Raw genomic sequence first — 26,796 nt, 5'->3', positions numbered from 1 at the left:
AGATGGCATGACGGTGAGTCATGATGGTTTTTCAATCTCGGGGTAAATGTTTTTTGTGTTCTTCTTGGCAGGGGCTTTTGACCGTGGGGAAAGGGCATGTGAGATGCGTCCGTCAGGTATGGCTCCGGCAAAAAACGACGGACTATAGCAGAAATGAATCGGGGGAGCAAAAGAGAAAGGAAGGGAGTGGTTCATGTTATTTCGACTCCTGATTAAAATAATCCCTTCCTTGCAAATCTATAGAGATATAGCTTAAGTATTATCAGCGTAAGGAATGTGGGCTGGAAAATAAAGGTCCAGGGCTCGATGGCAAGGGCATTTTCAACCCGGTATGTGTGGCGGGGTGGGAATCCGCAGCACCAGAATGGCAGCTCACATCCACGGATTCCAGCCATTGTGTTGTGCCCGGGTCCTGATCATATCAACCTTCGGAGGAGCACATGGAAAAGATTCTGATTGTCGGTTGCAAGAAGGCCATGGATGATGTGTGCATCGGCTGTTCGCGATGCATGGTGGGGTTCAATCGCCGTGAAGGCGAGTTTCAACGGTATGAAGAAGACGCTGAGCTGATGGGGCTCTTGAACTGCGGGGACTGCCCCGGGGCCACCATCGTGACGCGGCTGGCCCAGGTGAACCTGTGGAACAAGCCCATGGGTGAGACCCCCACCAAGGTTCATATCGCTCCCTGTATCACCGACCACTGCCCCCACAGCGAGACCCTGATCAAAAAGATCAAGGCCAAGGCCGGGGTGGAGGTGGTTGAAGGCACGCACCCCTACAAGCCCAGCGATATCTTTTCCTGATTCGGGGCCTGGTCCGGGCGTCGCCCGCAACAACGGTTTGCGGGCGATGTGCTTCGCCTCTTTTCAGGGTGTGCCTCGTTTGTGCGGGGAGGCATCAGTAGTTGTCTTCGTCCATGGCATAAGATTCAAAGTCCTGTTCGATAAGGAACTTCGTGATCATGTCGCTCACCGCGTCCGCGGTGTCCACTCGGTAAATTCCCCTCTCATCTTTCCCGGTTTTGCGTTTGACGTTGGCAACAATGGCCTGCAGGGTGGCTGTGGTGATGCTGATGTTGGCGTTGATGCGCAGCAAATCTTCTCTGTCCGACATTCTGGTAATCCTTTTTCCTGGATGAATAGTATTTTTAGCGCCCACAACAGCGTGTGGGGCGGAACGTGCGCCGTGGCAAAGGAGTATACAGCATCCATGGAAAAAGTCATCCCCACAGGTCTTGGCCCGCAGGGTCAAAGCAGGCAACACTTCAGTTGCCTCCGGCGGGTCGCTTTTTGAAAAAAACTCCGCAAAAACGTTCCGGTAAATAAAAAAAGGTTGGCCCCCGGCAGGGCCGTCGGAGGCATCGACTATTGTTTTTCCTGACTCAGGGGCAGGGTCAAGATGGCCCGGGCGCCACCGTTGGTTCGGTTTTCAAGGGTGATGTCGCCCCGGTGGAGTTCGGCGATCTCTTTGACAAAGTTGAGCCCCAGGCCCGTGCTTTTTTTGTGGTCTTCGGGGCGCTGGAGGGAGAAGAATTTTTCAAAGAGCCGGTCCTGGGCATAGTCGGGAATGCCGGGGCCCCGGTCTTCCACCGAGAATGAGGCCAGGGAGCCCTTTCTGTTTGCAGCGATTCGGATGGTCTCGCCGTGGGCGCTGAAATCAAGGGCATTCTGGATGAGGTTGGAGAGGGCCTGCTTCAGGAGAAACGCGTCCCCTGTCACCGTGAGGTCCGTGTCGATGTCTTGGGCAAGGTGGATACTTTTTTGGGCGACAAGGGGCATGAGCCGTTCGGTGACGCTGTCCACGAGGTCTTTTACAGCCAATGGCTCAGGCTCTTTCAGGCCCTTCATGTTCTCGATGGCCGCCAGTTGGAGCATTCTGTCCACAAGTTGCCTGATCCGCCGGGATTCGTTTTGGATGTTGTTAATAAAGCGCTGGCGCTGCGGCCCGGGCATCTCCTCTTCCAGAAGCTCTGCGGCTCCCTGGATGGCTGAGATGGGGCTTTTGATTTCATGGGTGAGGGTCTGGACGTAGGTCTCCACGTATTTGCGCCCTTCAAGGGCGTCCTTCATGCTTTCAAAGGCCCGCCCCATTTCACCGATTTCACTTCGGTCCAGGGTAGGCAGGGCCGTTTTTTTCCCTTTTCGGACATCGTGGGCATACCGGGTGAGCCTTTTGATGGGCCGCGTGATGAAGAGGATAAGGAAAAAGCCTGCGAAAAGGGCTGCGGTGAGGGCGATGATGCTTCGTTTGATGATTTGCGCTTTGGCAATGCGCAGGAAGCTGTTGATGTTGGTGGTGGGTTTGCCCACGGTGAGGACCCCGGTGATCTGGTCTCCCATGAGGATGGGGGCGGCGACGTACAGCACGGTGGGTGCGTTCGGGTCTTCGCCTTCACGGGTGGACCGTGCCCCGTATTCTCCCTCAAGGGTCAGGGCGACATCCCGCCACCGGGAGTAGTCGGTGCCTGCCGGGGCTTTGTCCAGGGAGTCAAAGAGAAGGCGTCCCCGGTTGTCCGTGATGTAGACCCGCATGTCCACGCTGGTTTTGTTCAGGTGATAGATTTTGGAGGCAAACTCCCGGGCGTAGGCCTTTGTGAAGGTTGCCCGGAGCGTGTCCGGGGCAAAGGCGCCGGTTTCCATGTCTTGGGAGACCATGGCAGCCATGATCCGGGCTCCGTCCACCAGAGACTCTTCCACGCCTTCCAGGTAGCGAACCCGTATGCTCGTCAAGACATCGTGGGTAAGGTAGTAAAACCCAAGGGAGAGGATCAGGGAAAAGGCGATGAGGATCCGGGCCGCAAGTTTCATAGTGTCTCTTTCAGGGAGTAGCCGATGCCACGGTGGGTTTGGATGGGGTCGAGGTCCGGCCGGATTTTTTTCAGCTTGGCGCGGATGTTTTTGATGTGCACGTCCACGGTCCTGTCCATGCTCATGCCCGGTTCGTCCCAGACCCTCTCCATGAGCCTGTCCCTGGAAAAAATCTGGCCCGGGCGGGCAATAAAGAGGGACAGCATCCTGTATTCATATCTGGAGAGGTATAGGGGCTGTGAAAAATAGCTGATTTTATGCCGTGCGTCGTCCACCCGGAAGGCCGCGTTCCCCGATTCAGCTTTGCTTTTAACATCTGCGTCCGGTGTGGTGGCTGCCCCTGTCCTGCGGAGGACTGCCTTGACCCGTGCGGCCAGCTCCCTCGGGCTGAAGGGTTTGACCATGTAGTCGTCCGCCCCGATTTCGAGCCCCACGATCCTGTCCACTTCCTCGGACCGTGCCGTCAGGAAGATAATGGGCACCGTGCGGGTTTTGCGGATGGTTTTGCACAGCTCCATGCCGTTTACGTCAGGCAGGCCGATATCCAGGACGATGAGGTCCACAGGCGATTCATCAAGAATCGTCATCACCCCCATGCCCCCGGTTTCCCACAGGGTTTCGAACCCTTCCGTGGCCAGGGCGTATCGTATGTTTTCCGCAATGGCAGGTTCGTCTTCCACGATCAGGACAAGAGAATTCATACTCTTTTCATATCCACTTCATACTGGGTTCATGTCTCCGGGCGAAAAAGAGGCGTGTGAGGGCCCCGGGGCGACCGGGGATCTGCAAGGGGCCGGCGCATGCCTTCAGGCCTTGGTTTATAGCCTTGGCCGGGGATCATATCAATAAAAAAGCACTGCCAGGAGAATGGACCATGAATCAATTATTTCTGAAGAAAACCGGGATTATCGCCGCGTTGATCGTGATGCTGCTTGTGCCGCTCACCGCCATAAAATCGCTTGTGGGCGAGCGGAAAATACGGAGCAGGGAGGCCATTCGAGAGGTGTCGCAAACCTGGGGCGGGGCCCAGACGGTCACAGGTCCCGTTCTGACCATCCCCTTTGTGGACGAGGAGAATGCAACCCGCTACGTTCACTTACTGCCCGATGTCCTTGAAGCGGAAGGGGCCCTTGTTCCCGAAACGAGGCGTCGGGGAATTTATGAGGTGGTTGTCTATACATCGGAGGTTACGCTGAAGGGATCCTTTGCGCTTCCGGCTTTTTTTGAATGCGAACCGGCCGTGGCAAGGATTCTCTGGGACAAGGCGTTTTTGAGTGCAGGCATTTCGCAGCTTCAGGGTGTTCAGAGCAAAGCCCGGTTTCTCTGGCAGGATAAGCCGTGTCGAATTCGCCATGGCAAGACACCGGGGGCCCCTTTGCAGGGCCTTCACGCCTCGGTGCTACTTGAAAACAGTACCCTGGGACGGGCCCTGCATGCCCAGGGCTCCCCGGATGACAGCGTTCACCCCTTCTCCTTTGAAATTTACCTGCCCCTCCAGGGGGCCGGGCGGCTGAATGTGACCCCCGTGGGCAACACCAATACCGTGGATCTTCGTTCCACCTGGGAGCATCCCGGTTTTCAGGGCCGATATTTTCCCACATCCAGGGAGATCGGCCCGGAAGGATTCACCGCCCACTGGGATGTGACCAGTTACGACGGGACCCTTGCCCGGGCCTGGACGTCGGGCAAGGAGCATACATTCATCTCCTCATCGGCTCTGGATCCCCTTTCCTTCGGGGTGCAGCTAGTCCAGCCCGTGGATTTCTACACCAAGTCCGAACGCTCGGTGAAGTACGCCCTGGTGATCATCACCATCACCTTTTTGACGTTTTTTATTTTCGAGGTGGTGAAAAATCGCCGGATCCATCCCATGCAGTACGTTCTGGTGGGGATTTCCCTCTCCCTGTTTTACCTGCTCCTGCTCTCCCTTTCCGAGCACCTGGGCTTTTCCTGGGCCTACCTTGTTGCCGGGGCCGCGAGCATTTCATCCATCAGCGTTTATTCTGCCGGTTTTCTTTCGGGCAGAAAAGACTCTGCCGGGCTCTTCGCTCTGCTTCTTGCCCTGTTCGGGGTCTTTTACGTCATCCTGCAGCTGGAGCGTTTTGCCCTGGTCCTGGGGTCGGCGGGGCTCTTTCTGGTTCTTGTTGCGGTGATGCTTATTACGAGGAAGGTTGACTGGTATGGTGCCTTTGGCGGTGCCGATCCTCAGGGGTAAGGTTTTGTGGGAGCGGCAGGACGACGAATTTCTCCCCTTAAAGAAGGGTGCCATGCCTGTGGGATGAGTCCTTGCGACGGGGAGGGGGAGGGCGTGTTGAATTATCGTGAATAATGATATAGATTTATCTTTAGCTTGCCGGGTGAGGTATTTTGTGGCGGATTGTCGCAATGGTTCCTCGTCTCCTATTCTACCGGCCCCGTCTGTTTGCCACTTTACATGACACGTCTGTTTTATACCTCTCGTTCGCTTTTAGTCAGGATATGTCACGAAAAATCAGCGGCCTTGTCAAGGGAATACGCGGCCATTGCGGTTGGTTACTCGTGACATGGGTCAGGTCCAGCGTCAGGACGTATGCACCGTATTGCCCGGCATCGTGAATTGCTATCCAAAACATGGTCCGGACGTATTGTGGCCGGGCCATGTTGCGACGGATAGGTCTTTTCGGTTTGTCGAACCCTTAAAAAAGGAGAGTGACTCCCATGACGTTAAGAAAAAAACTGGCCCCGCCGTTTTTTGTGATGTCTGTGCTGCTGGTTTCCTGCTCATCCAAGTCAGCACAAGTCCAGCAGGTTCCCCTGTCGACAGAGGTAACGATCAGCGCCGAAGCCCAGGCCGAACGTGATGAGATTTATACCTTGACGGCCTACGGGGTTGTGCTCAATGACTGGCAAACCGGGGAAGGCGAGAAACGGGGACACAATATCGGATCAGTCCTCGTGAATCCGGAAGGCAAGATCGTGCGCTGGGCAAGAAACTGCAACAGCATCCTTTCCAATGGGACGCAGCATGGGGAGGTTCGCCTGATGATGGGGTATTTGAACGAAGCCGGTGGGTATTCCCTGAAGGGGTTTACGGTCTACACCACACTGGAACCCTGTGCCCAGTGCAGCGGGATGATGATCCTGACAAGTGTCCACAGGACCGTCTACGGCCAGACCGACCCCGGGTTTGGGGGCGCCCTGGAACGATTGGCCCTGGACAGCAAGAAATGGAACGAGAATGGGTTTGAGCCGTATCCGCGAAAGGTGATCTCGGATAAGAGTGAATCCGAATTTTGCGACCGCCTTGACGAAGCATATGAAGAGGCCGGAGGGTCTATTACCAAGTTTTTGTTAACGGATACCGCAAAAAAGATCTTTTCAGAGGCTGTGGAAAAGCTGAACAATTATGAGCTGAGATACCCCGAAGAGAACCGTGATATTTTGGCCCAGGCTCTGGAGACCCTGGCTGGGGTCACTCCGGGAGTTCCCCCTATCTGTATTGAGGCCAAGGCACACTAACCCGAACATTTCACGAGCCCAGTGCGCCCATATTCAAGTCATCAGATATACAGATGTAGTATTTTGTCTTAACGCTCTGATGACGCATAAAATGGGTGCATTAGGCTCGCCCGAAGTGTGACATTTTATTGATAGGGCCTTGTCATTTTCTCATGAAATATCCGGGCTATTCGTGTCCCATGGTTTGTTGCAGGTTGATCATCGACTGCTGGCCGACGGTGATGAGGCCGGACTGGGGCCGGTTGAGGTCCACAACGAGTGTGATAAGCACGGCAAAGGCAAGGGGCAGGGGGACCACCGTGATAATGCGCCGCTTGCCGGTCAGCCCGATCTGGGTCCCCAGGGTCAGCATGGTCAGGGCCGTGATGGCGGCAAGGGCAACCCAGACACTTCGTGGAATACGGTTGTGAAGGGCAACCGTTATCCGTTTTTCGTGCATGTCGATGACCTCGTTGGTGGCCTGAACCATCAGTGAGGTATTTGTGGTGGGGGCTTCCAGGGCTGCCTCTGCGACCTGTTCCCACAAGAGGTCATGGATTACCACGGATTTTTTCACCGCAATGTCGATGTCTTTGCCGCTTAAGGCGGCCTTTAACCGAATCTCGACATAGTTTTTCAGGAGCCGTTTTACTTCCATGCCATGTCGCGTATCAATGAGGTCGGTTCGCAGGTAGGCTGTGCCGATGGCGTTGGCTTCTTCCAGAACGTTTTGTTTTCGGTGGTCGTGCTGGGACAGGGCCATGGAAAACGTGAAGGCCAGAACAAAAGCAAGCATCCCGAGCAAGCCTCCCACCAGGGTCCCCAGGGAGGTCTGGGTGTCCTCCTCCTGGCGGCTTTGCAGGCGCATACCGATCTGGCAGCCGAGTTCGTAACACAGGATCATGAGTATCGCGGTGCCGACATAGAACCAATGGATTGGAAGGGTTTCAAATTGACCAGGGTTCATTTGGATCTCCCATGCTGTTTGTTGGCTGACGCCTGGGTGAGGAATCCTTTTCTATCGAGGAAGATTTTTGTAGAGCACCCGTTCAAAATCTGTCACCAGGGCCATGACGTTTTCATCGTAGTGGGGGAGCAGCTGGCATAGCAGAACGACTCCTATCTGGTGTGACGGATCGATCCAGAAGTGTGTGTTCTGGATTCCGGACCAGCTCAGGGAGCCTGGAGAACGCCCGTCCTTGCTTTTGCCTTTCAGTACCTGAAATCCCAGGCCGAATCCGTCCCGTCCCGCCCTTGCTGGAAACGGACGTGTCATGCCCGGAAGGGCTGCGGGTTGCTCCTCAATGGTGAAACCGTTCAGCTGGTTGCGAGACATCTCAGCAACGGAGGCGGGCGTTACGATTCGGGTCTTACCCAGTTTCCCCTGCCCGAGGATCATCTGGATGAATCGTCCGTAGTCGCGGGCGGTGGAGAGAAGGCCGCTGTCCCCTTGCTTGATGGGTTTGTAGTCTTTGGGTCGGGCTTGCCCTTCCAGTCCTTCGGCGGTTCGCTGGTAGGTTGCCACCAGTCTGTCGTGTTTTCTTGAGGGCAGCTTAAAGGCGGTGTCGTCCATGTCCAGGGGGCCGGTAATACGGGTATCGATGAACGCGGAAAGGGATTGCCCGGAAACCCTTTCGATGATCCAGCCCAGGTAGATGGGCCCCATGCCGTACGTCCATCGGGCTCCCGGGTCGTGGAGCGTAGGGTACTCGTGTGCAGGGGCCGATGTAAGCTGAGAGATGCGAAGCAGCTCGGGGCTGCAGAAGATGTACCCGATTCCTGACGTATGGCACAAAAGGTCCCGGATGGTTATGTCGCGTGAGGCGGGACGGGTCATGATGGTTTCATTTTTATCATCGATTCCCGTGAGAACTTCTAATTCCGACATTTCCGGCAGGTAGTCAGATGCCGGGTCGTCAAGGGAGAGGCGCCCCTCCTCGGCGAGAATCATGATCCCCAGGGATGTGACGGGTTTTGTCATGGAAAAGATGCGGAAAATGGCATCGTCCCGCATCTTTTTTTTACCTTGGGCATCCATGACTCCTGCGGTGCCGGTGTAAAGGATGTGCTCCGCATCGACCACCATGGCAACCACACCGGGAACGCCGTTGCTTTTCACCGCTTCCTGGAGCACCCCATCTAAGGCAGCCCGGGTATCTGCGTTCAGGCGGCTTAGAGGGGGAGGCTCGGTGCAGCCCGCAAGCAGGAAGATGGTGAGGACGAAGCAAAGTCGTTGCATAATCCCTCTTCTGTTCGGCATTGGCGGGTCGTTGCGGATCAGGCAAGTGAAAGGTGTTGCCAGCGTTTCGTTGGGATGGTGGCTCCACGGGCATGGGTGAGGCCGGTAACCCGTGGCTGCCGGAAAACCGGGGCGGGCCCTGGTGGACGAAATGCTGATTTTTTACGGAGAAGGTTGTATCGTGTTGAATGTAAACGAATAATATTGCTCATAGTATCACGGGCGATTCGTTGAAGGCAAGGCTGTTGGGCCGCATGGGCGGCTCTTGCCCGACGGCGGCCCGGTTATTTGCCTATGGAGGTTTCCCAGTGGGCGTGCAGGCCTGCTATATCCGAGGAGCACAGCAAGCCCATGGCGGCGTTGACCTGGGCGTCGCTCCAGTCCCACCATCTCATTTCCAGCAACATGTCGATTTGGTCTGTCGTGAACCGATACCGGATATGCCTTGCCGGATTTGACCCCACAACCGAGTAAGGCTCGACATCTCTGGTGACAACGGCCCGGCTTGCGATGATGGCGCCGTCCCCCACCTTCACACCCGCCATGATCATGGCTTCGGTGCCAATCCACACATCATTGCCGATCACTGTATCTCCGGACCTTTCGAAGCCGTCGACTGCCCCGGAGAAGGCCGGGTTGTCCTGGTAATAGAACGGAAACGTGCTTACCCAGTCGTTTCGATGCCCCTGGTTTCCGGCCATCATGAACACAGCCCCTGATCCGATGGAGCAGTAGCGGCCGATGATCAGCTTGTCGACGTCGTCCCGGTCCGGGATCAGGTACCGGGCACAGTCGTCAAAGCTGTGGTGGTGATAGTAGCCGGAGTAGTAGCTGTGGTCTCCGACAATGATATTGGGGTTTGTTACCTGGTCTTTCAGTTGTTTCCCCACAAAGGGGCTTTCAAAATAGTTCTTCACCGGGTGATTCCTCAAGGGGATTTGATCTATTGGTAAAGGGCGAAAATGGCCCGGCCGATGGACGCAATGGCTTTGTTTAGCTCCTCAAAGGAGGCCGTGGTCTGGGTTAGGTAGATACAGACCACAAGTGGTTCCTCCGGTGCGGGCCAGACAACGGCGGCAATACCTCTGGACCCATGGCCGCCTGACCCGGACCGGTCGGCAATGTCCCAGCTCTTGGGCAGGACCGAGCGAAGCAGGCTTCCTGAGACCTTGTTTCCCCTCATCCAATTTGTCAGCAGGGCCTTGGATGCGTCTGACAGCTCGTTTCCAAGGAGCAGGGCCCTGAGGTTACCCGCCATGGCGTCGGGGGTGGTGGTATCCCTGAGGTCTCCTTTGCGGGCTTCGTTCAGGTCTGGCTCCATGCGGTCCAGGCGCGTGACGGTATCGCCTATGGACCGCGCAAAGGAGGTCAACGCTTCTGGGCCTCCGGTGTGGGTCAGGATAATATTGGCTGCCGTGTTGTCGCTCATGGTCATCATGGCTTCACAGGCCTGTTTCAGTGAAAAGGCCTGCCCGACGTATCGGCTGGTGACGGGCGACCAGGTAACAAGGGCTGTTTTTTCTATGACGACTGAATCGTCGAAGGAGAGCGCCCCGGCTTCGATATCACGAAATGTTTTGGCGCAGGCCAGGGTTTTGAATGTGCTCATGAGGGGAAAACGCCGATCCCCATGATGGCTCCATGATTTTTTGGCTTGGACATCATAGATCGAGACGCCCACGGGGCTGCCAAGGGCCTGCTCGATGTCAGCGATTGTCTTTGTCAAAGATGTCACGTCGGTTTTATTTTCCAATGCGTTTCGGGAAACAGGCTCATGATGCCTTGCACCGATGCATCCCGATAGAATCCCAATAATCAAAAGTGACACGGTCAATTTTAGAATCTTCACTGATTTTTCCTTTGTGTGTCCTGCATATGAGAGAGGAGAGAGCTGCCGGGGAGGGGCCCGCACAGAGGGTTTTTGTTTGTCCCGATGGGGTGTTGGCCATTTTGATGTGCATGGCCCCGTAAAGCGAAAAGGCCCGGGCCAGAGCATATATGAGTAAATGGGTTTGGCATAGCCCGGATATATCACGAGTCGAGTGCGCCCATCGTCAAGGCATCAGGGCTGTAGGCGTCGTTCTCTCCTTCAACGCTCTGATAACACAGAAGATGGGTGGGGTCGGCTTGCCCGAAGGGGACGAAAAACGAGCCATAGACGGTAAATCACATGTTGCATTTATGAAATATCAAAATTTTTCCCAGTAACCAACAAAGATGACAGTTTGTTGGCTTCTCATGACCGTTTTCTCATGAAATATCCGGGATAGGGGCTGTTTTTTGACACGGTGGGCTCTGCATGTAGCGTGATGCTTCCGTGCATCCTGATTCTGTTTTGCATCATAACCATAACGGGTAGGCATTAAAGACTATTGATGTGAAATCGCCCTGCATTGCGATGCCGTGGCGCATCCGGAGCGGTGGGCATGCCATGGCTGTTCTTTTGATGGGTGAGGCTGGTGTGAAAGGGGGCTCTGTCTTCGACGGGGCTGTTTTTAATGGTGATATAGGAAACACTCTTTCTTTACTTAAGAAAACAATACGGCATGGCACAGTCTTTGGAAATATTTAAGGTGAGTTATTATTTTGCTGACCTGATTTGACTCGTGAGGGAACAGTTGCCCGGGGGAAACACGAGACTCTGAGACCGGATGAAAGGTAGACCTGCCATGATCAATGCAACACTGAACAAAAAGATCAGCTTTGCCGTTATTCCCATCGTTTTGTTGTGCCTTTTCGTCTTTGGGGGGACGACGTATGTCTATATGAGCAACCTGATACGGGGGGACTTGTCCGACAATATCCTGAAAACCGTGCAGGAGAAAGCCACGGTGGTGGACGTATGGATCAAGACACACCTCATCGAAACCGAGTCCATCGCCCAGACACCCCAGGCGAAAAACATCAACACGGGATTTGATGAGATCGATGCCTTGAACCGCAACCGGTATCTCTATTTGAAAAAGGCCTACCCCAACGACTATTCGGATATCTACTCCGCCAACAGCCAGGGCGTTTACCATACCATTCAGCAGGATAAAAACGACCAGTCCCTGAGCAGCTTTGTGGGCAACATTTCCAGCCGGGGGTATTTCAAGGACCTGATGGCAGGTGGGCCCTCCTTTGTCACCCCGCCCCTGATCTCCAAAACCACGGGCAAGGCCACGATTTTCATGGTTGCCCCCATTGCCGATGACCGGGGAACGCCCCAGGGTCTGGTGGGGGCCGGCATCCAGTTGAACTTTGTCTCCGAGACCATCGACGCCCTGGGCTTGACAGGCAAAAGCTACGGCATCGTCCTGGCCCAGGACGGAACCATCATCGTGCATCCGGACGCCTCCGTTGTCATGAAGGAGAAACTTGGCGAGATAAGCGGCGGCCGTCTTGGGGGGCTTGATGAATACATGAAGGGCAACCGCACCGGTATTTACGAGTTTTCGGACAGCGGAGAGAGCAAAATAGCGTTTTTTTCCAAGGTGCCGACCACGGGGTGGTCCATTGTGACGGTCATCGATGAGCAGGAGCTGCACTCCAAAGTCTATACCTTGCGGAATTTGCTGCTCGGGTTGACCCTGGCCACCATTGCCCTTGTGGGGCTGGTGATTTTCCTGATCTCCAGGTCCATCTCAAAGCCCGTCAAGCAGGTTGTGGCGGGGCTCAGGGACATTGCCGAAGGGGAGGGGGATCTGACCATGCGCCTGGTGGTGGACACCAGGGACGAAGTGGGGGAGATGGCCAGGTGGTTCAACCTGTTCATGGAAAAATTGCAGGCCATTATCAAGGATATCGGGGCCACAAGCACCAAGGTCGACGGCTCCTCGGATACCTTGATCGATATTTCCGGTAGGCTCTCGACAGGGGCGGAAAATACGGCGGATCGCGCCGAGGCCCTGTCGGGGGCAGCGACGGGCATGAGTGAGAACCTGGCCAATATTGTCGCAGCCATTGAGGAGTCGTCATCCAACAGCACCATGGTGGCATCGGCCGCCGAAGAGATGAGCGTGACCATCCACGAGATCGTGGACAACACGGCCAAGGCCCGGGGGATTTCCGATGAGGCGGTGTCACAGTCCAAAGAGGCCGCCGGCAAGATGGTGGCGTTGCGCCATGCCGCCGAAGAGATCGGCCAGGTCACCGAAACCATCTCGGCCATCTCCGAGCAGATCAACCTGCTTGCCCTCAACGCCACCATCGAAGCGGCTCGGGCCGGAGACGCCGGAAAAGGGTTTGCCGTGGTGGCCAACGAGATCAAGGAACTCGCCGCCCAGACGGCCGAGGCCACCGAAGGCATCAAGGGGCAGATCGAAACCGTCCAGGGCACCACCTCGGAAACCGCAGGGGAGATCGATCAGATCGCCGGGATTATCGAGCGGGTCAATGCCATTGTGGCCACCATCACCTCGTCCGTAAACGAGCAGTCCACGGCCACAAAAGATATTGCCAACAATATCTCGTTTGTCTCCCGGGGGATTTCAGACATCAACGAGAACGTAACCCAGAGCTTCTCCGTGTCCAAGGCCCTGACCGAGGATATCTCTCAGATCAATCAGGAAGCAGGGGACATTGCCGGATCAAGCGCTCAGCTGAGTTCCCATGCGGAACAGCTTCGGGAGATGGCCGCCCGGGTAAACGGAATCGTCGGGCGGTTTAAGGTGTAGCTGAAACGGCAGAACCCTTCAATCGGAAGCAGCGCCATTCCAAAGCCGCTATCATGCGCTCATGCGATCGGTGCCGTAGAGATTGAGGAGCTTTGTACGGGCTATTTTTGCGGCGATGGTTCGTTTGGTCTCCGGGGTCATCTCCATGTCACCCTGCCGGGATATCGGGCCATGGCCGTATGCCTGTTTGACGATCTCTTCATAGGCATGCCTCAACATCTCAAAGGAGTCTTCAACTTCAGGGTACTCCCCCTCCTCGCGAAAGGGCAGGCGGATGACGTTTTTGATCTCATTGTCCTTCAGGTAGGGCGCGCTTGGGATGCAGAGGTAGTGATACCGCTCCGGTACCCATGCCCCGGTCCGTTCATCTTCCCCGGGCAGGCAGAAAGGGCGACGTGCATGGGGGATGCGGGGTATGAGGCTCTTGACGGTCAGGGCATTGACGGCCAGCTCTTTTTCAAAGGGTTCCAGGGTGATGGTGTACGTCAGGGTGGGCCTGGAATTGCCCCTTTTTTTATCGATGCTCCATTGAATACGCACGGTTTTTTCCTTTTGGATTCAGTCTCATTTACAACTGGATAACGTCGCCGAAGGGCGCCCGGTTGTCGCTGTTGCCGGTTTTGACCCACAGCACCGGATAGGGCGGCGGCTGGGTTGGGTAGGAGAGGCACTCAAGGTCGGTGAGGTAGATCAGGCACGACGGCATGAGCCCGTTTTTGGCGACCAGCTCAAAGACCGGACGAAAATCCGTGCCACCGCCTCCTTTGGGGCGAAGGGCCACGGGCAGGTCGCTGCGGCTGAAGACGTCGTACCCTGAAACCTTTGCATCACAGTAAATCACATGGAGGGTGGCCGGGTAGCGCTCCATGATGTCGGATACCTCAGCGCTGAACTGGGCCAGCTCAGCCGGTTCGATGCTGCCGGAGGTATCCACGGCAACGACGATGGTGCTCAGCTCCTGGTTCTGGAGCGAGGGCAGGTAGAGCTCCTGGTGAATATACCGCCTGTTGGGGGAGACCCAGGAGTAATCCGAGCGCGCGGACTGCTCGATGAATCGTGCCAGCATCTCTCTCCAGTTGAGTTTCGGGTTGATCCGGCGATGGATGAACCGCTCCACTCCGGCAGGCAGCTTGCCCATGCCCCGGGCATTGACAAAGGCCTGGGTAAGGGCCTCATTCCAGTCTGTTTCAAGGTCCGGATCTGTTTCTCCTCCCGCAGGGGTGTCCCGGACTTCCCCTGATTTACCGGGATCGCCCGAGGGAGAAGCCTCCTGCGACTCTTCCTCTGATTCCTCCTGGCCTCCGGGGAGGGCCGATGCCTCAAGCTCGGATGTGTCATCTCCGGAGGCCGCCGAGTTATCTCCTGCCTCCGGATCTGATTCCTCTTCGCTTTGTTCCGAATCATCCAGGCCGCGCTCAAGAATGGTGTAGACGGCCTCCGCACTTTTTCCGTCATAGGCATCGTTCAGCAAAAAACCGTCGGGAAGGGTGAATCCGGACTCCAGCAGGATGCCGTTGACTGCATAATCACAGGCCCTGTTCCAGAGGTCGTGGTCCCGGTTCTGCCGACGGGTGTGGTGCCCGCAGGCCGGGTGCATCACCGTATGGGCGGTAAGCCCCTCCAGCTTGTCCGGCGAAAGGGCCCGGACATACAGGGGGTTGTAGCCAAACACCTTGCCATCGGCGGCGCTCGCCGCGACGTTTTCCCTGACCTAACAAGGCGGGAAGCAAAAACGGGTGATTGAGGTCGGCCCAGGGAGTCACGGCCCTCCAGATTTTTAGGAATACGCCATGGTGTCTTTGATCGGTGGGTTCGTGGTTGATGTCGTTATTTTTTCGCCAGGCGGTGGCTAAAAAGTAGTGTCATATTCAGCTTGCCTTCTATGGGTAAATTGGGGTGGGGAAACAGCCTCCGGCGGCCAGGGGATGATCCCCTGAACCCCAGGTTGCGAATGCTTTCCCCCTCGTTCCTCGGTGAAAAACATCCGCGAAGATAGTCATAAAACCACCCCAAACCTGCTTGTCAAACCCAACGCATAATATGGGTAAAGATTTGACAACCGGCAGGGCCGCCGGAGGCATCGTTAACTTGGCAGCCTCCGGCGGGTCGTTTTCTTTCAGAGAGTTACAGGTCTTACATAAGAACCTCTGCATGCTCTTCCGCCCACCGGGCAAACCCATCGGTTTCAACGATTCGATTGTTTGCGCGGGCCGCCTCTCGGATGAGCAGAACGCTGAATTCATCGGGCAACCGGGAGGCAAAGGTCAGCAAGGCATCCATGGTGCCGGAATCTGCCGACAGAGCAAGCATTTCGCACAGGGCAAACAGGACCGCTGGGTCTGTGGGGATATCCACAAGGTTGGGGGCGGATAAAATGCTCTCAGGGTCCGGGAGCTGGTGCCGGATGGTGACATACCCGCAAAACTCGGCAGCGGCGCCTTTGCCCACCGTGCCTGCCACCAGCTCGCTTAGCATGCTCTTTTCCATTCTCCCGCCCATGAGGCAAGAACGTCCAGGACCTGGGAGACGGAAAGGCCTTGTCTGCCCGCTCCGGGTCAAAATCGTGGAGAAGCTTGGGACGAAACCGGATAAAGGAGGTCACCTCCGGGGCGATGTCGTGTGCTTCAGCCCAGGTGAGCCACTCCCCATGGTCCACGCTGAAATCGATATGCACAAACCGGTTGGCCAGAGCAGACGGCATGCGGTGGGTCACCGCCCGGTCCTGCTCCCGGTTCCCGGCAGCGATGATGGCCCAGCCCTCCGGCAGGGTGTACTCCCCGAGCCGCCGGTCCAGGATAAGTTGGTAACATGCCGCCTGGACCAGGGGAGGGGCCGCGTTAAGCTCATCCAGAAAAAGAACGCCGGTTCCCGAACGGGGCAGAAAGGACGGCGCGCACCACGTGGACGTGCCGTCATCCCCGATGCGGGGAATGCCCCGCAAGTCCACCGGATCCAGAAGGATGGCCCGGATATCGATGAGTTCCAGTCCCATGGCGTCAGCCGTCTGCCTGACCACCTGGCTTTTACCGATGCCGGGAGGCCCCCACAAAAACGTGGGTTGACGAATCTGAATGAGGGTTGAGATGGCTGTTGCAATGTGGGACGGTTTCATGGGCTTCCTTTGGTTATTGTAGTGCTTGCGTCACGGTTATGAGATATTTTTTTGATAAATCATATATTTATTGTCTTGCCTTTAAATTTTAGGAAATCCTAACAAATCAGATACTGTGTGATTTTGCAATGCTTTTTTCTCAGGAAATCGAAAAGGGGTCCTGTGGGGTAAGCGCTTCAAGGGTGGGCTCGTCGAGCAGGAAACACGTTGATCCACTGCCTCGCCTGTATGGATCTCAATGCGGTTCGGCCTGGAATTGTGAAACGGACTGAGGGTCAGCGCTGGTGCGCCGCCTGACCCTTAAACCTGGTTCCTCGGTTCAAACCGCGCAACATTTGGCCTTTTTTTGTGGCGGACACGATGTTATGGCGCATGGTTCTGTTATGCCTTAAACGCCGCATAAAAAACTATCTCATTTTGGTAGTTTGCTGGGAGAAGGAAATATTCCGAGTCACCGCACAAAGGGGTTGGTTTGCGTGCGATGCTCGGGCAATGGAGGGCTGAGCCCTTGCAAGGTGGTGTCTGTCGTTATTTACGGAAAATGGGCTGTACGACTCCGATTAACCTTAGTTGGCAGCCTGTATTGTTGGCCTGGTTTTTCCGGTTGGGGCTATTGTCACCTGTCCTGCTATTCAATTCCCTGGGATTTCAAAAAATATTTTGCCAGGGTCGGAGACTCTTCCACCATGTTGTCCACATCCCAGAGAGGGATGTCGCTGGGATCGGAAAGTTTGGGGGGATCAGGAGGTGTTTCCTGACAGTTGTCGGGCATCTTCGCGCCTTTGATGAAATTGACGACTTTTGAACCGGTGGCCTTATTGAACCATGTATTTTGAATATTGAGTGTTTCCATATCAGTAGCCTCGCTTGACTCGGAGTTTGTAATAGCCGTCTGTAAAGCCTGTCAATTCGGTGTAAGAGAATGAGTCAATCTCGATTACATCCGGCATAATCGTGGCTTCTGCACCCACAGAGTTGTTAGACGACAAAAATCTGTCCCTGTGAAGCCTTCTTTTATAGATATCCTCCAAATTTCTTTTCCAAAATATTTCTACAGATATATTGCCTGTTTTAAACAGGTTCGGTAAACGGTACTTTGAATTAGCGCTTACAGGGAACCACGGCGTCTCATACTCATCACCGACTGGGGTAAGTTCCAGATCAACGATTAGACCATCTGTGATCGTGCAGCCGCCGAGCAGGAGCTTGTCGTTTTTCCAATTCTCAACATCCGTTACAAAGCTCTCCCTGGCGGTCAGGTCCAGTGAGCCATCACGGAGCAGAACAATATCGTACTCGCCGTCCGGTTCTGACTGCGGGTAGACAACGTTTGCAGTCTTGCCGATTATGGTGTCTTTGTTGCCATAGTCAGCATCGAACCCATCAGAAACTGTTGCTACAAATGGGTCTTTCTCTGTAGCTTTAATCTGTAAAGACTTTCCAGTTGGGAGTCCCCCTGTTTTTCCGAAAACCATAACAAGATATTCCGATGTATCCCCCCAAGCCTCCGGCAGACCAATTATAGAATCCGTTACAGTAGGTTGTGCAGAGGACGTATATGTATCTTCGGCATTCGAGCTCTGCAGTAGTGTAAATTTATCCCAACCACGGCTAACGCTTTGCGAATACCAGTTGCCACCTCCGTTTGTGTGCTTGAACAAAAAGGATTGGGGGTTTTCTATGCCGCAGTCAAAGCTCTGCCCCCCCTTGAGCAATACGCATGCCGTTGACCCACGTACTCCAGTCATACCGGGGTGAATATCACTGAGATCATCTCCAAACCAGCCGTAGAAAATATAATCTCCATTATTTCCATTTATCTGGGGGTTATCGCCAAGAAAAATTTCTGTTTGGGTAGCGAGCTTATTGTTAAAAGCCGAACTGCTGTGACTGATCTGGCTAGTATCATTAAGGATCAAATACTGTGTTCCGGCGAGTTTATCAGACTGAACCCACCACTGGCCTGTAGCGTTTATTTGTTTGAACCAACCCATAACCAATTTTTTGCCCATGGGATGCATCAGTGTTCTGGGTACACCGCCTTTTCCTCGATATTGGCACATGGCGAATCCGGTCGCAGGATTAATATGCCATGTCTGTGTTTTGTAATCTTGGTTATCTACGACATTCGATGCAGAGTGCTGGTAAAGCTGAGTCTCAAGGTACTGCCTTAAGTTACCCGTCAAATCATCATAAGTTTCCCCTTGAACCTTCGTTAGGACCTCGGAGGTGTATTGGACCTTTATACCTTTAACTCCTCCGTCCAAGGAGCTACCATCGGAATGATAATTGTTAATTCGTATTCCAAAAAATGTTCGTGGGGTGTTAAAAACGATAGTTAAACGCTGATTCTTGGTTTTACCTATAGTTGATACCCAACCACCATTAGCACTACCTGTTTTTGAGGTTGAAGTGTCGAATGCCGCACTTGGATTCTCAGTGTTCTTAGCACTGCTCGCATAGGCCACAAAGTCTGATGTTGTTAGAGGTAAAATATTTCCATTGATATCTAAAAACTCTACGGAACGTAAACCAAGTACGTTTTTTCCGTAGTTATCTTTACAGTCAAACGTAAGACTTCTTGCTGTCGTCTCAGGCGAAACGATATTAGTCGTTTGAAAGGCGAGGACGTTGTTACCTGCGGTAGAGTTTGTGTACGTGTTTGAACCCGCAATATAGCCGGTATCCGTAAAAGCAGACACAACGTTTTCAGATTCATCATCGGTCACAGAGCTTACTGTTGCGAGAAAATGAGAGGCCCCCCGAATAGAATCGATTACGTATCTATCCCCACGGGTGGTTGGGCAGCATGGCATAACCATTCCGCCATTTTCTCCACCAGCGAAGGGCATTCCCAAGTCAACTTGTAAATTAGCCTGATCGTTGCCCTTATAATCAACCGAATCCATCCCCTTCACCTCGGTCGCCTCAACCGAAATACCCTCGCCGTAAGACAAAACAGCCTGCCTGACCCCCGTATTGACCACTTTCTTTTCAAGCGTCTCCAGCGCCTCTTTCTGCACAGCGATCTCGTCCACAGTCATTTGGTGAGCCTGGCGGATATCCACATGGGCTCCATCATTCCGGTTATGCTCGGAGATGGCCGTTGTGCAGGCTTCCCGGATGTCCTGATGCGCCTGGCTGTCTTGGTTGTGGTCGGAAAGGGCTCCCATGGTGGCATGCACGGAAGGGGCAATGGCAAGGGAAATAACCGCCTCGTTGCTCACGACCATGGGTGCGGTGATGGTGTGGGTCATGGTGCCCTTGGGGGAGTCCTTGCCCACCTTTTCCAGATCCGGGTGTTGGCCGATGCCGATGACGGTGTCGCCCGCCAGAATGGCCACTTCGCGGATCATCCAGCTGCCGGTTTCGGGCTTTGTCTCGGGGATGCTGACGCCGAACTCCACGACTTTGCCCGAAGGGACGTCCGGGGCATCCACCATGTCAATGGTGTCAATGGGCTGGCGGTAGAGCTCGTTTACCAGCATGGTGCTGCCCGAATGGTCGGGCGTCTGGCCGCCGCCGTCCCCGATGGCGATGTGGGTGGCTTTGATTTTGGTTCCGGATGATTCAGCCTCTTGAATGGCCTGAAGCCCGGCAGGGGTCCATCTCAACATGGTCTTCTCCTTACAGTCTGATATGTGTTTTGACGCGAAGGCCGGCTGCCGCAAATATTTGGGCCGGTGTCTGTGTCCTGGTGCTCACGCGGGCGAGTTTGGCCGTGGCGGCCTTGGCCCCGTTGATGACGTCTCGGATGGCGTCGTATTTTTTCCTGTCCATGGGGGCATTTGCAGGAACCGACACCTCAAATTCGGCCCACCTGGTGCTGTCCACGGGTTTCATGGAAGAGAGGGTGCACCCTTCGTGGCCATAGTGGTCCAGGATGCGTTCCACGCCGCGGTGCCGGCCTGCCATGCGATGCCAGGCCCAGGCGTCAACCACCCGGGTCCGGTACTGGTCAAAGGTTTCGGCGGGGTGCTTTCGGATGCCCCTGGATTGTGCAAAGGCGGGCACAAGCTCGTCATCGCAGGTTTTGGGGTTCATCTGGTCCCGGGCCCACACGATGTCGGCGCACGCATCGTCAAAGGCTTTTGCCATGCCCTTGAGGATGACGGCCACCGGGCCGCCTGCAAGGGCGGGGCGGAAGCGGAGCTGGTTGCGTATGTACTTCCAGAAAAGGGCCATCTATGCCTCCGGTTCCGTTACATGGGCCAGGGCCAGGCCGGTGAGGATGGCCAGGCCGTTCTGGCCCACGGTGATGTTTGCGGTGGGGGCGAGCCACTCCACCTCTTTGATGTGGGGTGAGACGTTCATGATGGCCCCCACAACGCGGTCCTGGGTCATGTCTTCGCCCACGCCGAACATATAGTCCTCCTGGGCGCTTTCGTCCGGCTTGGCAAAGAGGGTGCGGACGGCTGATTCCGCCTTGGGCCGGATCTCTTCCCACACGGCCTCGGGCTTCAGGTGGAGAACAAGGGAGATGGCCACATGCACGGGGCTGGGGGCCAGGACCTGCCAGTCGTCGTTCTGATGGGCGTTGGGGGCGATGGCCTCCCGCACCTTGTCAAGGAGCTCGTCGGTGGGCATTCCGGCCATGCCCCGGATGACGATATCCACCGTGCCCTGGCCCCTGGGGTGCTGGTCGTTAACGGCCACGTCCAGAACGCCGGGAACAGATGTTGCCCACCTTTTGTAGGCGTTGGAGGAGTAGCCGTCGTTGCCTTTCCACTGGAGCCTGTAGCGCTCTTTGAGGCTGGTGTCGGACTCGGTGTCCACCCCTTCGGTGAGCAGCCAGCCGGACCGGTTGGTGACGGCATCCACCCCGGGAACGGGGGTGACGATGACGGAGATCTGGCCGGGGGTGACGTTTGCAGAGGCCCCGTAATCTTCGGACTCCACGGGCACGGCCACCTCGTTGTCTCCGTTTTGCATGACGGCATCTTCGGTGGTCACGAACCGGTGGACCTTGCCCGTGCCGTCGGGCTGGGTCCTGACGATGCGTCCTTTGGCAATGGAGACGTTGCCGCTGCTTGCCTCCCTGGTGAAGTGCACCATGCCCTTTGCCTTGCCCATGGCCTGGCGGGGGGCCTCAACCTGGTCGGCGTGGAGATCCAGCCACGTGCCGTGGGACTCTCCGGGAATCCCCAGCCGCACCTGATCGGCAAGGAGCAGGTACACCTGGTGCAGGCTCCAGCTCATTACCTCCAGGATGCCTCTCACCACGCCTTTGTTGAGGTTCATCTCCCGGGGAAGCCACCCCTTGGCGATGTATTCGTCGTGTACGTCAGATACCCTGCCGAGCATGGCAGCATGGTTTGAATGTTTTAGAAACTCGTGGAATGGGAACAGCCATCTTTGATCACTACCTCCATGGTTGCGGGATCGATTCCGATCACCAGATTGTTCATGTGGGACTGGCCGATCCATTGCCAGCTGGCTTCGGCTTCGATGCCTTTTTCGTTCCAGGAGCGGATACGGCAGGTTTCGCTTCCGGCCTCCACCCTGGGGTCGTTTCTTAAGATGCGCCTCACTTCCGCGGTGAAGCCCATGCGATGGGTTTCCGTGTTTTCGTCCTTGATCCAGTGGTAGATCCGGCCACCGTAGGTCTCATCGTAGAAGAGGGTTCCCACAGGGGTTTTCAGGGCCTCTCGGATATCCTGAAGGCCGGTGTCTACGTCCTCGGTGAGCACGAGTTCACCGTTTGCGGCGATGAGGGCATGGCCCTGGCCGTCCAGCTTGATGTCTTGTCCGAAGATATGTTCCATTATGCCACCTTGTATGTGCCGGCACTGGACCCGCCGCTTACCGTGACCTGGGCACTTGACGTGATGTGGGCCACCACGGCGTTTGCCACGGCCGTCGCCAGTTTTTCGGCCCAGGCATGGTCGCCTGCTACCTCGATTCCCTGGGCGGTCATCTCACCGACGATCAACCCTTTGAGTGCGCTGTTGCTCAGACTCATCTTGTTGTTCTCCTTATTTCCCGGCAAAAACCGTTGAGGACACATCCCCGTGGGGAAGGCCCGTAAAGTGGCAGATACAGGCTCCTGTCACCACGCCCGTACCCTGATTGAGCTTGATGAGCGGGGCATCCACGGTGGCCTCGCTCCCCGCCTTGACCGTCCATTTGTCCCCGGCCTCTGTCTCCACGCTGGCCGAGGTGAGGGTCACGATCCGCTTGTCCGCTTCGATCTCGATGGAGACCCCGGGTTCCAGCTGGATGATGAAGGCCCCCAGGTCGCATTGGGGGGCCTTGTTGCCCTGCCACCTGAAATTGCCGATGCGGGGAAAGTTGGGGTCTCCGTCGTAGTATGAAAGATCGCGGGTACCCGGGGCAGGGGGGCAGACCACGCCGCGTAACCGCCCAAAGCACCGGGATCTCCACCTTGGGGATCACCGGCTCGTCGGGGTCCGGGGTTTCATCGTTTAAGAGCGGTTGCACATCGGCCCAGTACTGCCCGTCGCTGGGATAGCTTCGGACCACCTCGGCCTTGCGCACCACCCGATAGAACTTGCGGAGGTTTGGCCGCACCAGCTCCACCGCCTTTTGAAAAAGCCGAAAGAAATCATCAACATTGGAAACGGTCATACGATCCTCCGTAGGAAAGAAAGGTGCGCACAGAGCGGGGACGAAGAACGTGTGTCACGGCGTCGGCCATGAACAGCCCCTGGACCCCTTTCCGGGTGTCGTTTAATTGAAACTGCATGCCGGGCTGCATCCAGGGCGTGAGGAAGGTTTCCACCTCGCTGGGCCCTTCGGTGCGTACCTTGTGGCGAATGATGCCCCCGGCCGTGGCAATGATCGGGACTGCCCCCTCCCTGGGGGCGCCGGACAGGACCAGGGCCCCGTTTTCAAGCCGCAGGTAAGACCGGCTCAGGTTCTGCGAAAAGCCGCTCTCCAAGCTGTGCATCACCCCCATGATCGCTCCCCGGACAGGGCTGCCGCTGACGCTCATGCGCGGAATGAGGGTGTCGGGCAGGTCCACATGCCCCACCGGAAGCCCGGAGGCGGCAAGTATGCGCCTGGCAAGGACATTCGCCGGTTCCTCAAACCACGATTCCGTGAGATGCGTGGTCAGCAGGGCGCGCTCCGGGCCGTCGGCATGGATCACCACATGCTCCCTGGCCGTTAAGGAGGGCGCCCATCGGGTGACGGTGCCGGTGAAAACCCCCGGGTCCCGGCCCCGATACCCGAACCGAACGGAAAGGGACTGCCCTTTGTCCAGGGCCTGATGCACCTCGCCCATGGGGTCGGGCACTGCAATGCTGGCCTGGGTCAGCACGGACCGCCGCGATGCGGTCACCACGCACTCCGGGCAGCGGGTGACCCGCTTTTCCCCAAGGAAGATGTCCAATTGGATGCCTGCAATGACTCCCATGGCTACCTCCCAACATTGATTTTAAGGGACAGTTCCGGCTCTTTGGCCGTGGTACCGGGCGTCTTGTTCTCCGCCTTTCCAGAGGCCCCTCCGGCTTTCGGAGGTTGGGCCTGGTTTTGGATGGGCGGGTTGTGCTCGGTAAACGACAAGGTGGCCTTGATCGTATCTGTTTTGTTGTCCTCGCTGGATTGCAAGCGTTTGAATACGGCATGGTCGATACCCCATGCCGAGATGTGGTGGTTGGCGATGGTAAATACCTTTGGGTTTTTCTTTTTGTTGGTCCCTTTGAAGACCGCTACGAGCTTTTTCAGTTTGTCGTAGCAGGTGCCGTTTTCGTCGCTCACCAGGACCAGGGACAGGGAAAAATCCGAGTCTTCCCATCCCATGGGGAGTTTGGTGGTGCCGGGTTTGCCCTCCTCTTTGGGTTCATCGAAGATCACCTCGCCCCCTATGGAGAGACTCGACAAAATCCCGGGGACAGTCACCCCACCCAACGACACCTCACCATCTGAAAATTTCAAATACCCATCCATCAGTCCTGTCCTCCGTAAGAGCTCACCAGTGTCTGCAGGGCCTGGACAAAAGAGTCCGCGTCCGACACATCGGGGAGCTGCACATGCAAATGTTCAATAACAACCCTGGAACCCTGGCTTCGCACCTCACCGCTTTCAGCGGCATGCTGCGGGCCGCTGGCACCTTCAGCCGCCTGTTCGTATGGGGTGGCAACGGCCGGAAGGGAGCTGATGCCGGACGTGTATTGCCCGGGATCGGCCATGGCTGTGCCGAGGGTAAGGCCAACTCCGACTGCCGCCCCAGCGGCCCCTTTCCCCAGTACCGACGTTGCGCCCCGGACTCCTGTGGACAGGGTATTCACCATTTGTGAGCCGGGAACAGTGAGCTTCGCCAGCGACCCCTCTTTGTCGTCCGAAGAGGAGAACCAGTTGCGAATTTTGCTGAATCCTCCCTTGATGATGGTAAAGGGCATCATGACGGCACGTTTGATGCCCGATGCCAGGGAATGCATAATCTTCACGCCGATTTCGGCCAGGTTGATGTTGGACAGGAAATTCTTGACGCCGTTAAAGCCTTGGATGATCCATCCTAAAGGCGTCAGGTTGAGAAATGCCCACTTGATGCCGTTGCCGATGGAAGCTGCATGCTCCACGATCCAACCGGCAGCGTTGCCAATGCCTTCCCCAAGCCAGACAAATGCCGAGAACAAATGGCCCACCACCTTGATGCAAAGCGTAAAGGGGCTAAGAACAAGACGAACGGCCCAGGCCAATACCTGAAAGGCCGAGCCAACCACAACGCCCACGATGGCACCGAAGGTCTGCCAGTTTGAAACGCTTGTGGACTCTGCCGCACCGAAAAGGGCGCTCGTCACGTAGCTGATGATTTTCCACAGGGGGCGGAAGGCACCCGTCACGGTATCGATGATGGGGGTAAATATACTCCCGATTCCTGCCATGGTGGTGACCATGGCGTCCCAGGCTGTGTCCCAGGCCACCTTGATGCGATAGATCACGCGACAGATCGTGGTAATCACGCCGACCAATCCGGCCGCCTGCACGTCCTTTGCCAGTTGGCCTTCAATGGTGCCGATGGTGCCTGATAAGCTTTTAAAAACGGAGATGACGCCCTGGACAATCAGTGTCAAAGGCTTGAAAAATTCGGCAATCTTGTCCCAGAAGGCAATGATCACAGCCCCCAGCGCGATAATGCCCATGGCAACCAGGCCGATGGGGTTGGTTAGAAGCGTTGCGTTGAAAAAGCCGAACGCTGCCGTAACCAAGGTCAGCACCCCGGGTAAGTACGCCAGGACGATGGCGACGGCGGAAAATCCGCCGGCCATCAGCAGGACCGCTTGTCCGATGGGGTGGGATGCCAGGGTCGTTAACCAGCCCACCACCGTGATAAGTGCGTCCGTTAAAACTTTTAAAATCGGGGTGAAGGCACTGCCCACCACGATGGAAAAGTTGGTGGTTGCTACCCCCAGGATTTTGAGGGACCCGTTGAGGTTGTTAAGTTTTGCCGTGGCCATTTCCGCTGCACGGCCTGTGTCGTTGTCCGCCGCTTTGCCAAATTCCTTGAGGCTGCCGATCCCCTCATTTAACAGGGTGTTGACAGGCTTAAGGGCTTCCTCACCGAAGATGGTTGTCAGCGTGGCGGCCTTTTCAGCCGCTTCCATGCCGGCAAGTGCTTTCTCAAGGCCCCCCAGCATATCCAAAAGATCTCCGCCGGATGCTGTGGGACTAAAATCTATTTTTTTGAGGGCTTTTGCTGCGGCATCTGTCGGCGCGGTCAGCTTTTGGAACATGGTGGAGGTTGTTTTGCCCACACTTTCCGCCTTGATACCGGCTCCGGTCATGGTGTTGGTGATGGCCGCAAACTCGGCAAAGCTGACCCCGGTTTTGCCCACCGCTGTCCCGGCATTGTCCAGAGCCGTGCCGAGCTTTGCGAGGTCCATGCCCGAGGCCGATAACGATGCGAGGGTATCGGCCACCTTGCCCGAGTCCTCGGCTTTTATGTTGAAGCGATCCATGGCTGCGGAACTCATCGAGACCGCTGCGCTCAGGCCGCACTGGGCCGCCGTAGCCAGGTTCAGGATATCCGGCAGGGAGCCGACGATCTGGTCGGGTTCGAACCCGCTTTTGCTGAGCTCCTCCTGGGCCGTCACGATTTCCCCGGCGGCAAACCCCGTTTTGGCCCCCAAATCCAGGGCGCTTTGTTTCATCAGGGCCATTTCGCTGGCGCTGGCCCTTGAGACGGCCCCCAGGCTCGACATCTGGGCCTCGAAATCGGCTGCCACCGAAATGGTGGGAGACAGGACGGCAAGGAACATCTTCGCTGCAAGGGCGAAGGGCATCATTTTTTTTGCGATACCCTTGAAGCCGTTTCCGAATTCCGTGCCCGCCTTTTTCGCCTCATCGAAGGCACTTTTTATTTCATTTAAGGAATTGACGGTGGATTCAGCCATTCCCATGTCTTGTAAAATGCTAAGCGCTTCCACTAACTGACTCCTCCTATTAGGCGCTGCAACGATTCAAGGTGTCTCTTCTCCAACCATTCTGCCCGGGCCACCTGGGAGGCGAAGGTCTCCAGGTCCTCCGCCGCCTCCTGGC

General features: G+C 56.0%; 25 protein-coding genes and 1 pseudogene. 4 read left to right on the top strand and 22 right to left on the bottom strand.

The features are described from left to right. The first annotated feature begins 440 nt into the window (after positions 1 to 440). A complete protein-coding gene (locus ACOYW2_RS15545; RefSeq protein ID WP_180143070.1) occupies positions 441 to 803 on the top strand; it encodes a CGGC domain-containing protein in 363 nt (120 codons plus the stop codon). 94 nt (positions 804 to 897) lie between these two features. On the opposite strand, the gene ACOYW2_RS15540 is transcribed toward ACOYW2_RS15545, so the two are convergent. From ACOYW2_RS15540 to creB, 3 genes are all read right to left on the bottom strand, one after another. Further along, positions 898 to 1,113 (bottom strand): hypothetical protein, encoded by a 216-nt coding sequence (locus tag ACOYW2_RS15540; RefSeq protein ID WP_482415575.1) that lies wholly within the window; start codon positions 1,111 to 1,113, stop codon positions 898 to 900. 251 nt (positions 1,114 to 1,364) lie between these two features. Then, the gene (gene creC, locus ACOYW2_RS15535) at positions 1,365 to 2,807 is read right to left on the bottom strand and encodes a two-component system sensor histidine kinase CreC (RefSeq protein WP_482767057.1); all 1,443 of its coding nucleotides are present in this window, start codon (positions 2,805 to 2,807) and stop codon (positions 1,365 to 1,367) included. Beyond that, positions 2,804 to 3,508 carry a two-component system response regulator CreB gene (gene creB / locus ACOYW2_RS15530; RefSeq protein WP_482767056.1) on the bottom strand — a complete coding sequence of 235 codons (705 nt, stop codon included), beginning with the start codon at positions 3,506 to 3,508 and terminating at the stop codon, positions 2,804 to 2,806. The genes creC and creB overlap by 4 nt, the downstream gene beginning before the upstream one ends. Positions 3,509 to 3,681: 173 nt before the next feature. On the opposite strand from creB, the gene creD reads away from it, so the two are divergent. Beyond that, positions 3,682 to 5,022: a cell envelope integrity protein CreD gene (gene creD / locus ACOYW2_RS15525; RefSeq protein ID WP_482767055.1), complete on the top strand. Its 1,341-nt coding sequence runs from the start codon at positions 3,682 to 3,684 to the stop codon at positions 5,020 to 5,022. A gap of 482 nt (positions 5,023 to 5,504) precedes the next feature. Beyond that, positions 5,505 to 6,305 carry a nucleoside deaminase gene (locus tag ACOYW2_RS15520; RefSeq protein ID WP_482767054.1) on the top strand — a complete coding sequence of 267 codons (801 nt, stop codon included), beginning with the start codon at positions 5,505 to 5,507 and terminating at the stop codon, positions 6,303 to 6,305. A gap of 166 nt (positions 6,306 to 6,471) precedes the next feature. Here the strand turns inward: ACOYW2_RS15520 and ACOYW2_RS15515 are convergent, their stop codons facing one another. From ACOYW2_RS15515 to bla, 4 genes are all read right to left on the bottom strand, one after another. Next, positions 6,472 to 7,251 (bottom strand): bestrophin-like domain, encoded by a 780-nt coding sequence (locus ACOYW2_RS15515; protein ID WP_482767053.1) that lies wholly within the window; start codon positions 7,249 to 7,251, stop codon positions 6,472 to 6,474. A 51-nt stretch (positions 7,252 to 7,302) separates the two neighbouring features. Further along, on the bottom strand, positions 7,303 to 8,523 hold the full coding sequence (locus ACOYW2_RS15510) for a serine hydrolase domain-containing protein (protein WP_482767052.1): 1,221 nt from the start codon (positions 8,521 to 8,523) through the stop codon (positions 7,303 to 7,305). Between the two features lie 284 nt (positions 8,524 to 8,807). Next, the gene (catB, locus tag ACOYW2_RS15505; protein ID WP_482767051.1) at positions 8,808 to 9,440 is read right to left on the bottom strand and encodes a type B chloramphenicol O-acetyltransferase; all 633 of its coding nucleotides are present in this window, start codon (positions 9,438 to 9,440) and stop codon (positions 8,808 to 8,810) included. A 26-nt stretch (positions 9,441 to 9,466) separates the two neighbouring features. Then, the gene (bla, locus tag ACOYW2_RS15500; RefSeq protein WP_482771037.1) at positions 9,467 to 10,519 is read right to left on the bottom strand and encodes a class A beta-lactamase; all 1,053 of its coding nucleotides are present in this window, start codon (positions 10,517 to 10,519) and stop codon (positions 9,467 to 9,469) included. Positions 10,520 to 11,192: 673 nt separating this feature from the next. On the opposite strand from bla, the gene ACOYW2_RS15495 reads away from it, so the two are divergent. Further along, positions 11,193 to 13,181, top strand: coding sequence for a methyl-accepting chemotaxis protein (locus ACOYW2_RS15495; protein WP_482767050.1), 1,989 nt, complete (start codon positions 11,193 to 11,195; stop codon positions 13,179 to 13,181). 51 nt (positions 13,182 to 13,232) lie between these two features. Here the strand turns inward: ACOYW2_RS15495 and ACOYW2_RS15490 are convergent, their stop codons facing one another. From ACOYW2_RS15490 to ACOYW2_RS15420, 15 genes and pseudogenes are all read right to left on the bottom strand, one after another. Continuing rightward, positions 13,233 to 13,721, bottom strand: coding sequence for a hypothetical protein (locus tag ACOYW2_RS15490; RefSeq protein ID WP_482767049.1), 489 nt, complete (start codon positions 13,719 to 13,721; stop codon positions 13,233 to 13,235). 28 nt (positions 13,722 to 13,749) lie between these two features. Next, on the bottom strand, positions 13,750 to 14,115 hold the full coding sequence (locus tag ACOYW2_RS15485; protein WP_482771036.1) for a VWA-like domain-containing protein: 366 nt from the start codon (positions 14,113 to 14,115) through the stop codon (positions 13,750 to 13,752). Positions 14,116 to 14,157: 42 nt separating this feature from the next. Beyond that, positions 14,158 to 14,871 (bottom strand): annotated as a pseudogene (locus ACOYW2_RS15480) (DUF2201 family putative metallopeptidase); the annotation flags it as partial. Between the two features lie 443 nt (positions 14,872 to 15,314). Next, entirely contained in the window at positions 15,315 to 15,656 is a 342-nt protein-coding gene (locus ACOYW2_RS15475) for a hypothetical protein (protein ID WP_482767048.1), read from the bottom strand. After that, positions 15,562 to 16,293 (bottom strand): AAA family ATPase, encoded by a 732-nt coding sequence (locus ACOYW2_RS15470; protein ID WP_482767047.1) that lies wholly within the window; start codon positions 16,291 to 16,293, stop codon positions 15,562 to 15,564. Before ACOYW2_RS15470 ends, ACOYW2_RS15475 begins: the two co-directional genes overlap by 95 nt. 628 nt (positions 16,294 to 16,921) lie before the next feature. Next, positions 16,922 to 17,146: a hypothetical protein gene (locus tag ACOYW2_RS15465; RefSeq protein ID WP_482767046.1), complete on the bottom strand. Its 225-nt coding sequence runs from the start codon at positions 17,144 to 17,146 to the stop codon at positions 16,922 to 16,924. Position 17,147: 1 nt separating this feature from the next. Next, a complete protein-coding gene (locus tag ACOYW2_RS15460) occupies positions 17,148 to 19,910 on the bottom strand; it encodes a phage tail-collar fiber domain-containing protein (protein ID WP_482767045.1) in 2,763 nt (920 codons plus the stop codon). 10 nt (positions 19,911 to 19,920) lie between these two features. Continuing rightward, positions 19,921 to 20,478 carry a phage tail protein gene (locus tag ACOYW2_RS15455; RefSeq protein WP_482767044.1) on the bottom strand — a complete coding sequence of 186 codons (558 nt, stop codon included), beginning with the start codon at positions 20,476 to 20,478 and terminating at the stop codon, positions 19,921 to 19,923. After that, positions 20,479 to 21,597 (bottom strand): baseplate J/gp47 family protein, encoded by a 1,119-nt coding sequence (locus tag ACOYW2_RS15450; RefSeq protein ID WP_482767043.1) that lies wholly within the window; start codon positions 21,595 to 21,597, stop codon positions 20,479 to 20,481. A gap of 20 nt (positions 21,598 to 21,617) precedes the next feature. Further along, a complete protein-coding gene (locus ACOYW2_RS15445; protein WP_482767042.1) occupies positions 21,618 to 22,058 on the bottom strand; it encodes a hypothetical protein in 441 nt (146 codons plus the stop codon). Then, positions 22,058 to 22,255 carry a hypothetical protein gene (locus ACOYW2_RS15440; RefSeq protein ID WP_482767041.1) on the bottom strand — a complete coding sequence of 66 codons (198 nt, stop codon included), beginning with the start codon at positions 22,253 to 22,255 and terminating at the stop codon, positions 22,058 to 22,060. Before ACOYW2_RS15440 ends, ACOYW2_RS15445 begins: the two co-directional genes overlap by 1 nt. A 13-nt stretch (positions 22,256 to 22,268) precedes the next feature. Next, complete coding sequence (locus tag ACOYW2_RS15435; protein ID WP_482767040.1) at positions 22,269 to 22,643, bottom strand: hypothetical protein; 375 nt, start codon at positions 22,641 to 22,643, stop codon at positions 22,269 to 22,271. A gap of 218 nt (positions 22,644 to 22,861) precedes the next feature. Continuing rightward, entirely contained in the window at positions 22,862 to 23,671 is an 810-nt protein-coding gene (locus tag ACOYW2_RS15430; RefSeq protein ID WP_482767039.1) for a hypothetical protein, read from the bottom strand. 2 nt (positions 23,672 to 23,673) lie between these two features. Next, entirely contained in the window at positions 23,674 to 24,192 is a 519-nt protein-coding gene (locus ACOYW2_RS15425) for a hypothetical protein (RefSeq protein WP_482767038.1), read from the bottom strand. Positions 24,193 to 24,203: 11 nt separating this feature from the next. Next, positions 24,204 to 26,651, bottom strand: coding sequence for a phage tail tape measure protein (locus ACOYW2_RS15420; protein ID WP_482767037.1), 2,448 nt, complete (start codon positions 26,649 to 26,651; stop codon positions 24,204 to 24,206). Between the last annotated feature and the right edge of the window lie 145 nt (positions 26,652 to 26,796).

It is taken from the genome of Desulfoluna sp. CLI2B, from assembly GCF_056847375.1.
This window is presented reverse-complemented; position numbering and strand designations above follow the sequence as displayed.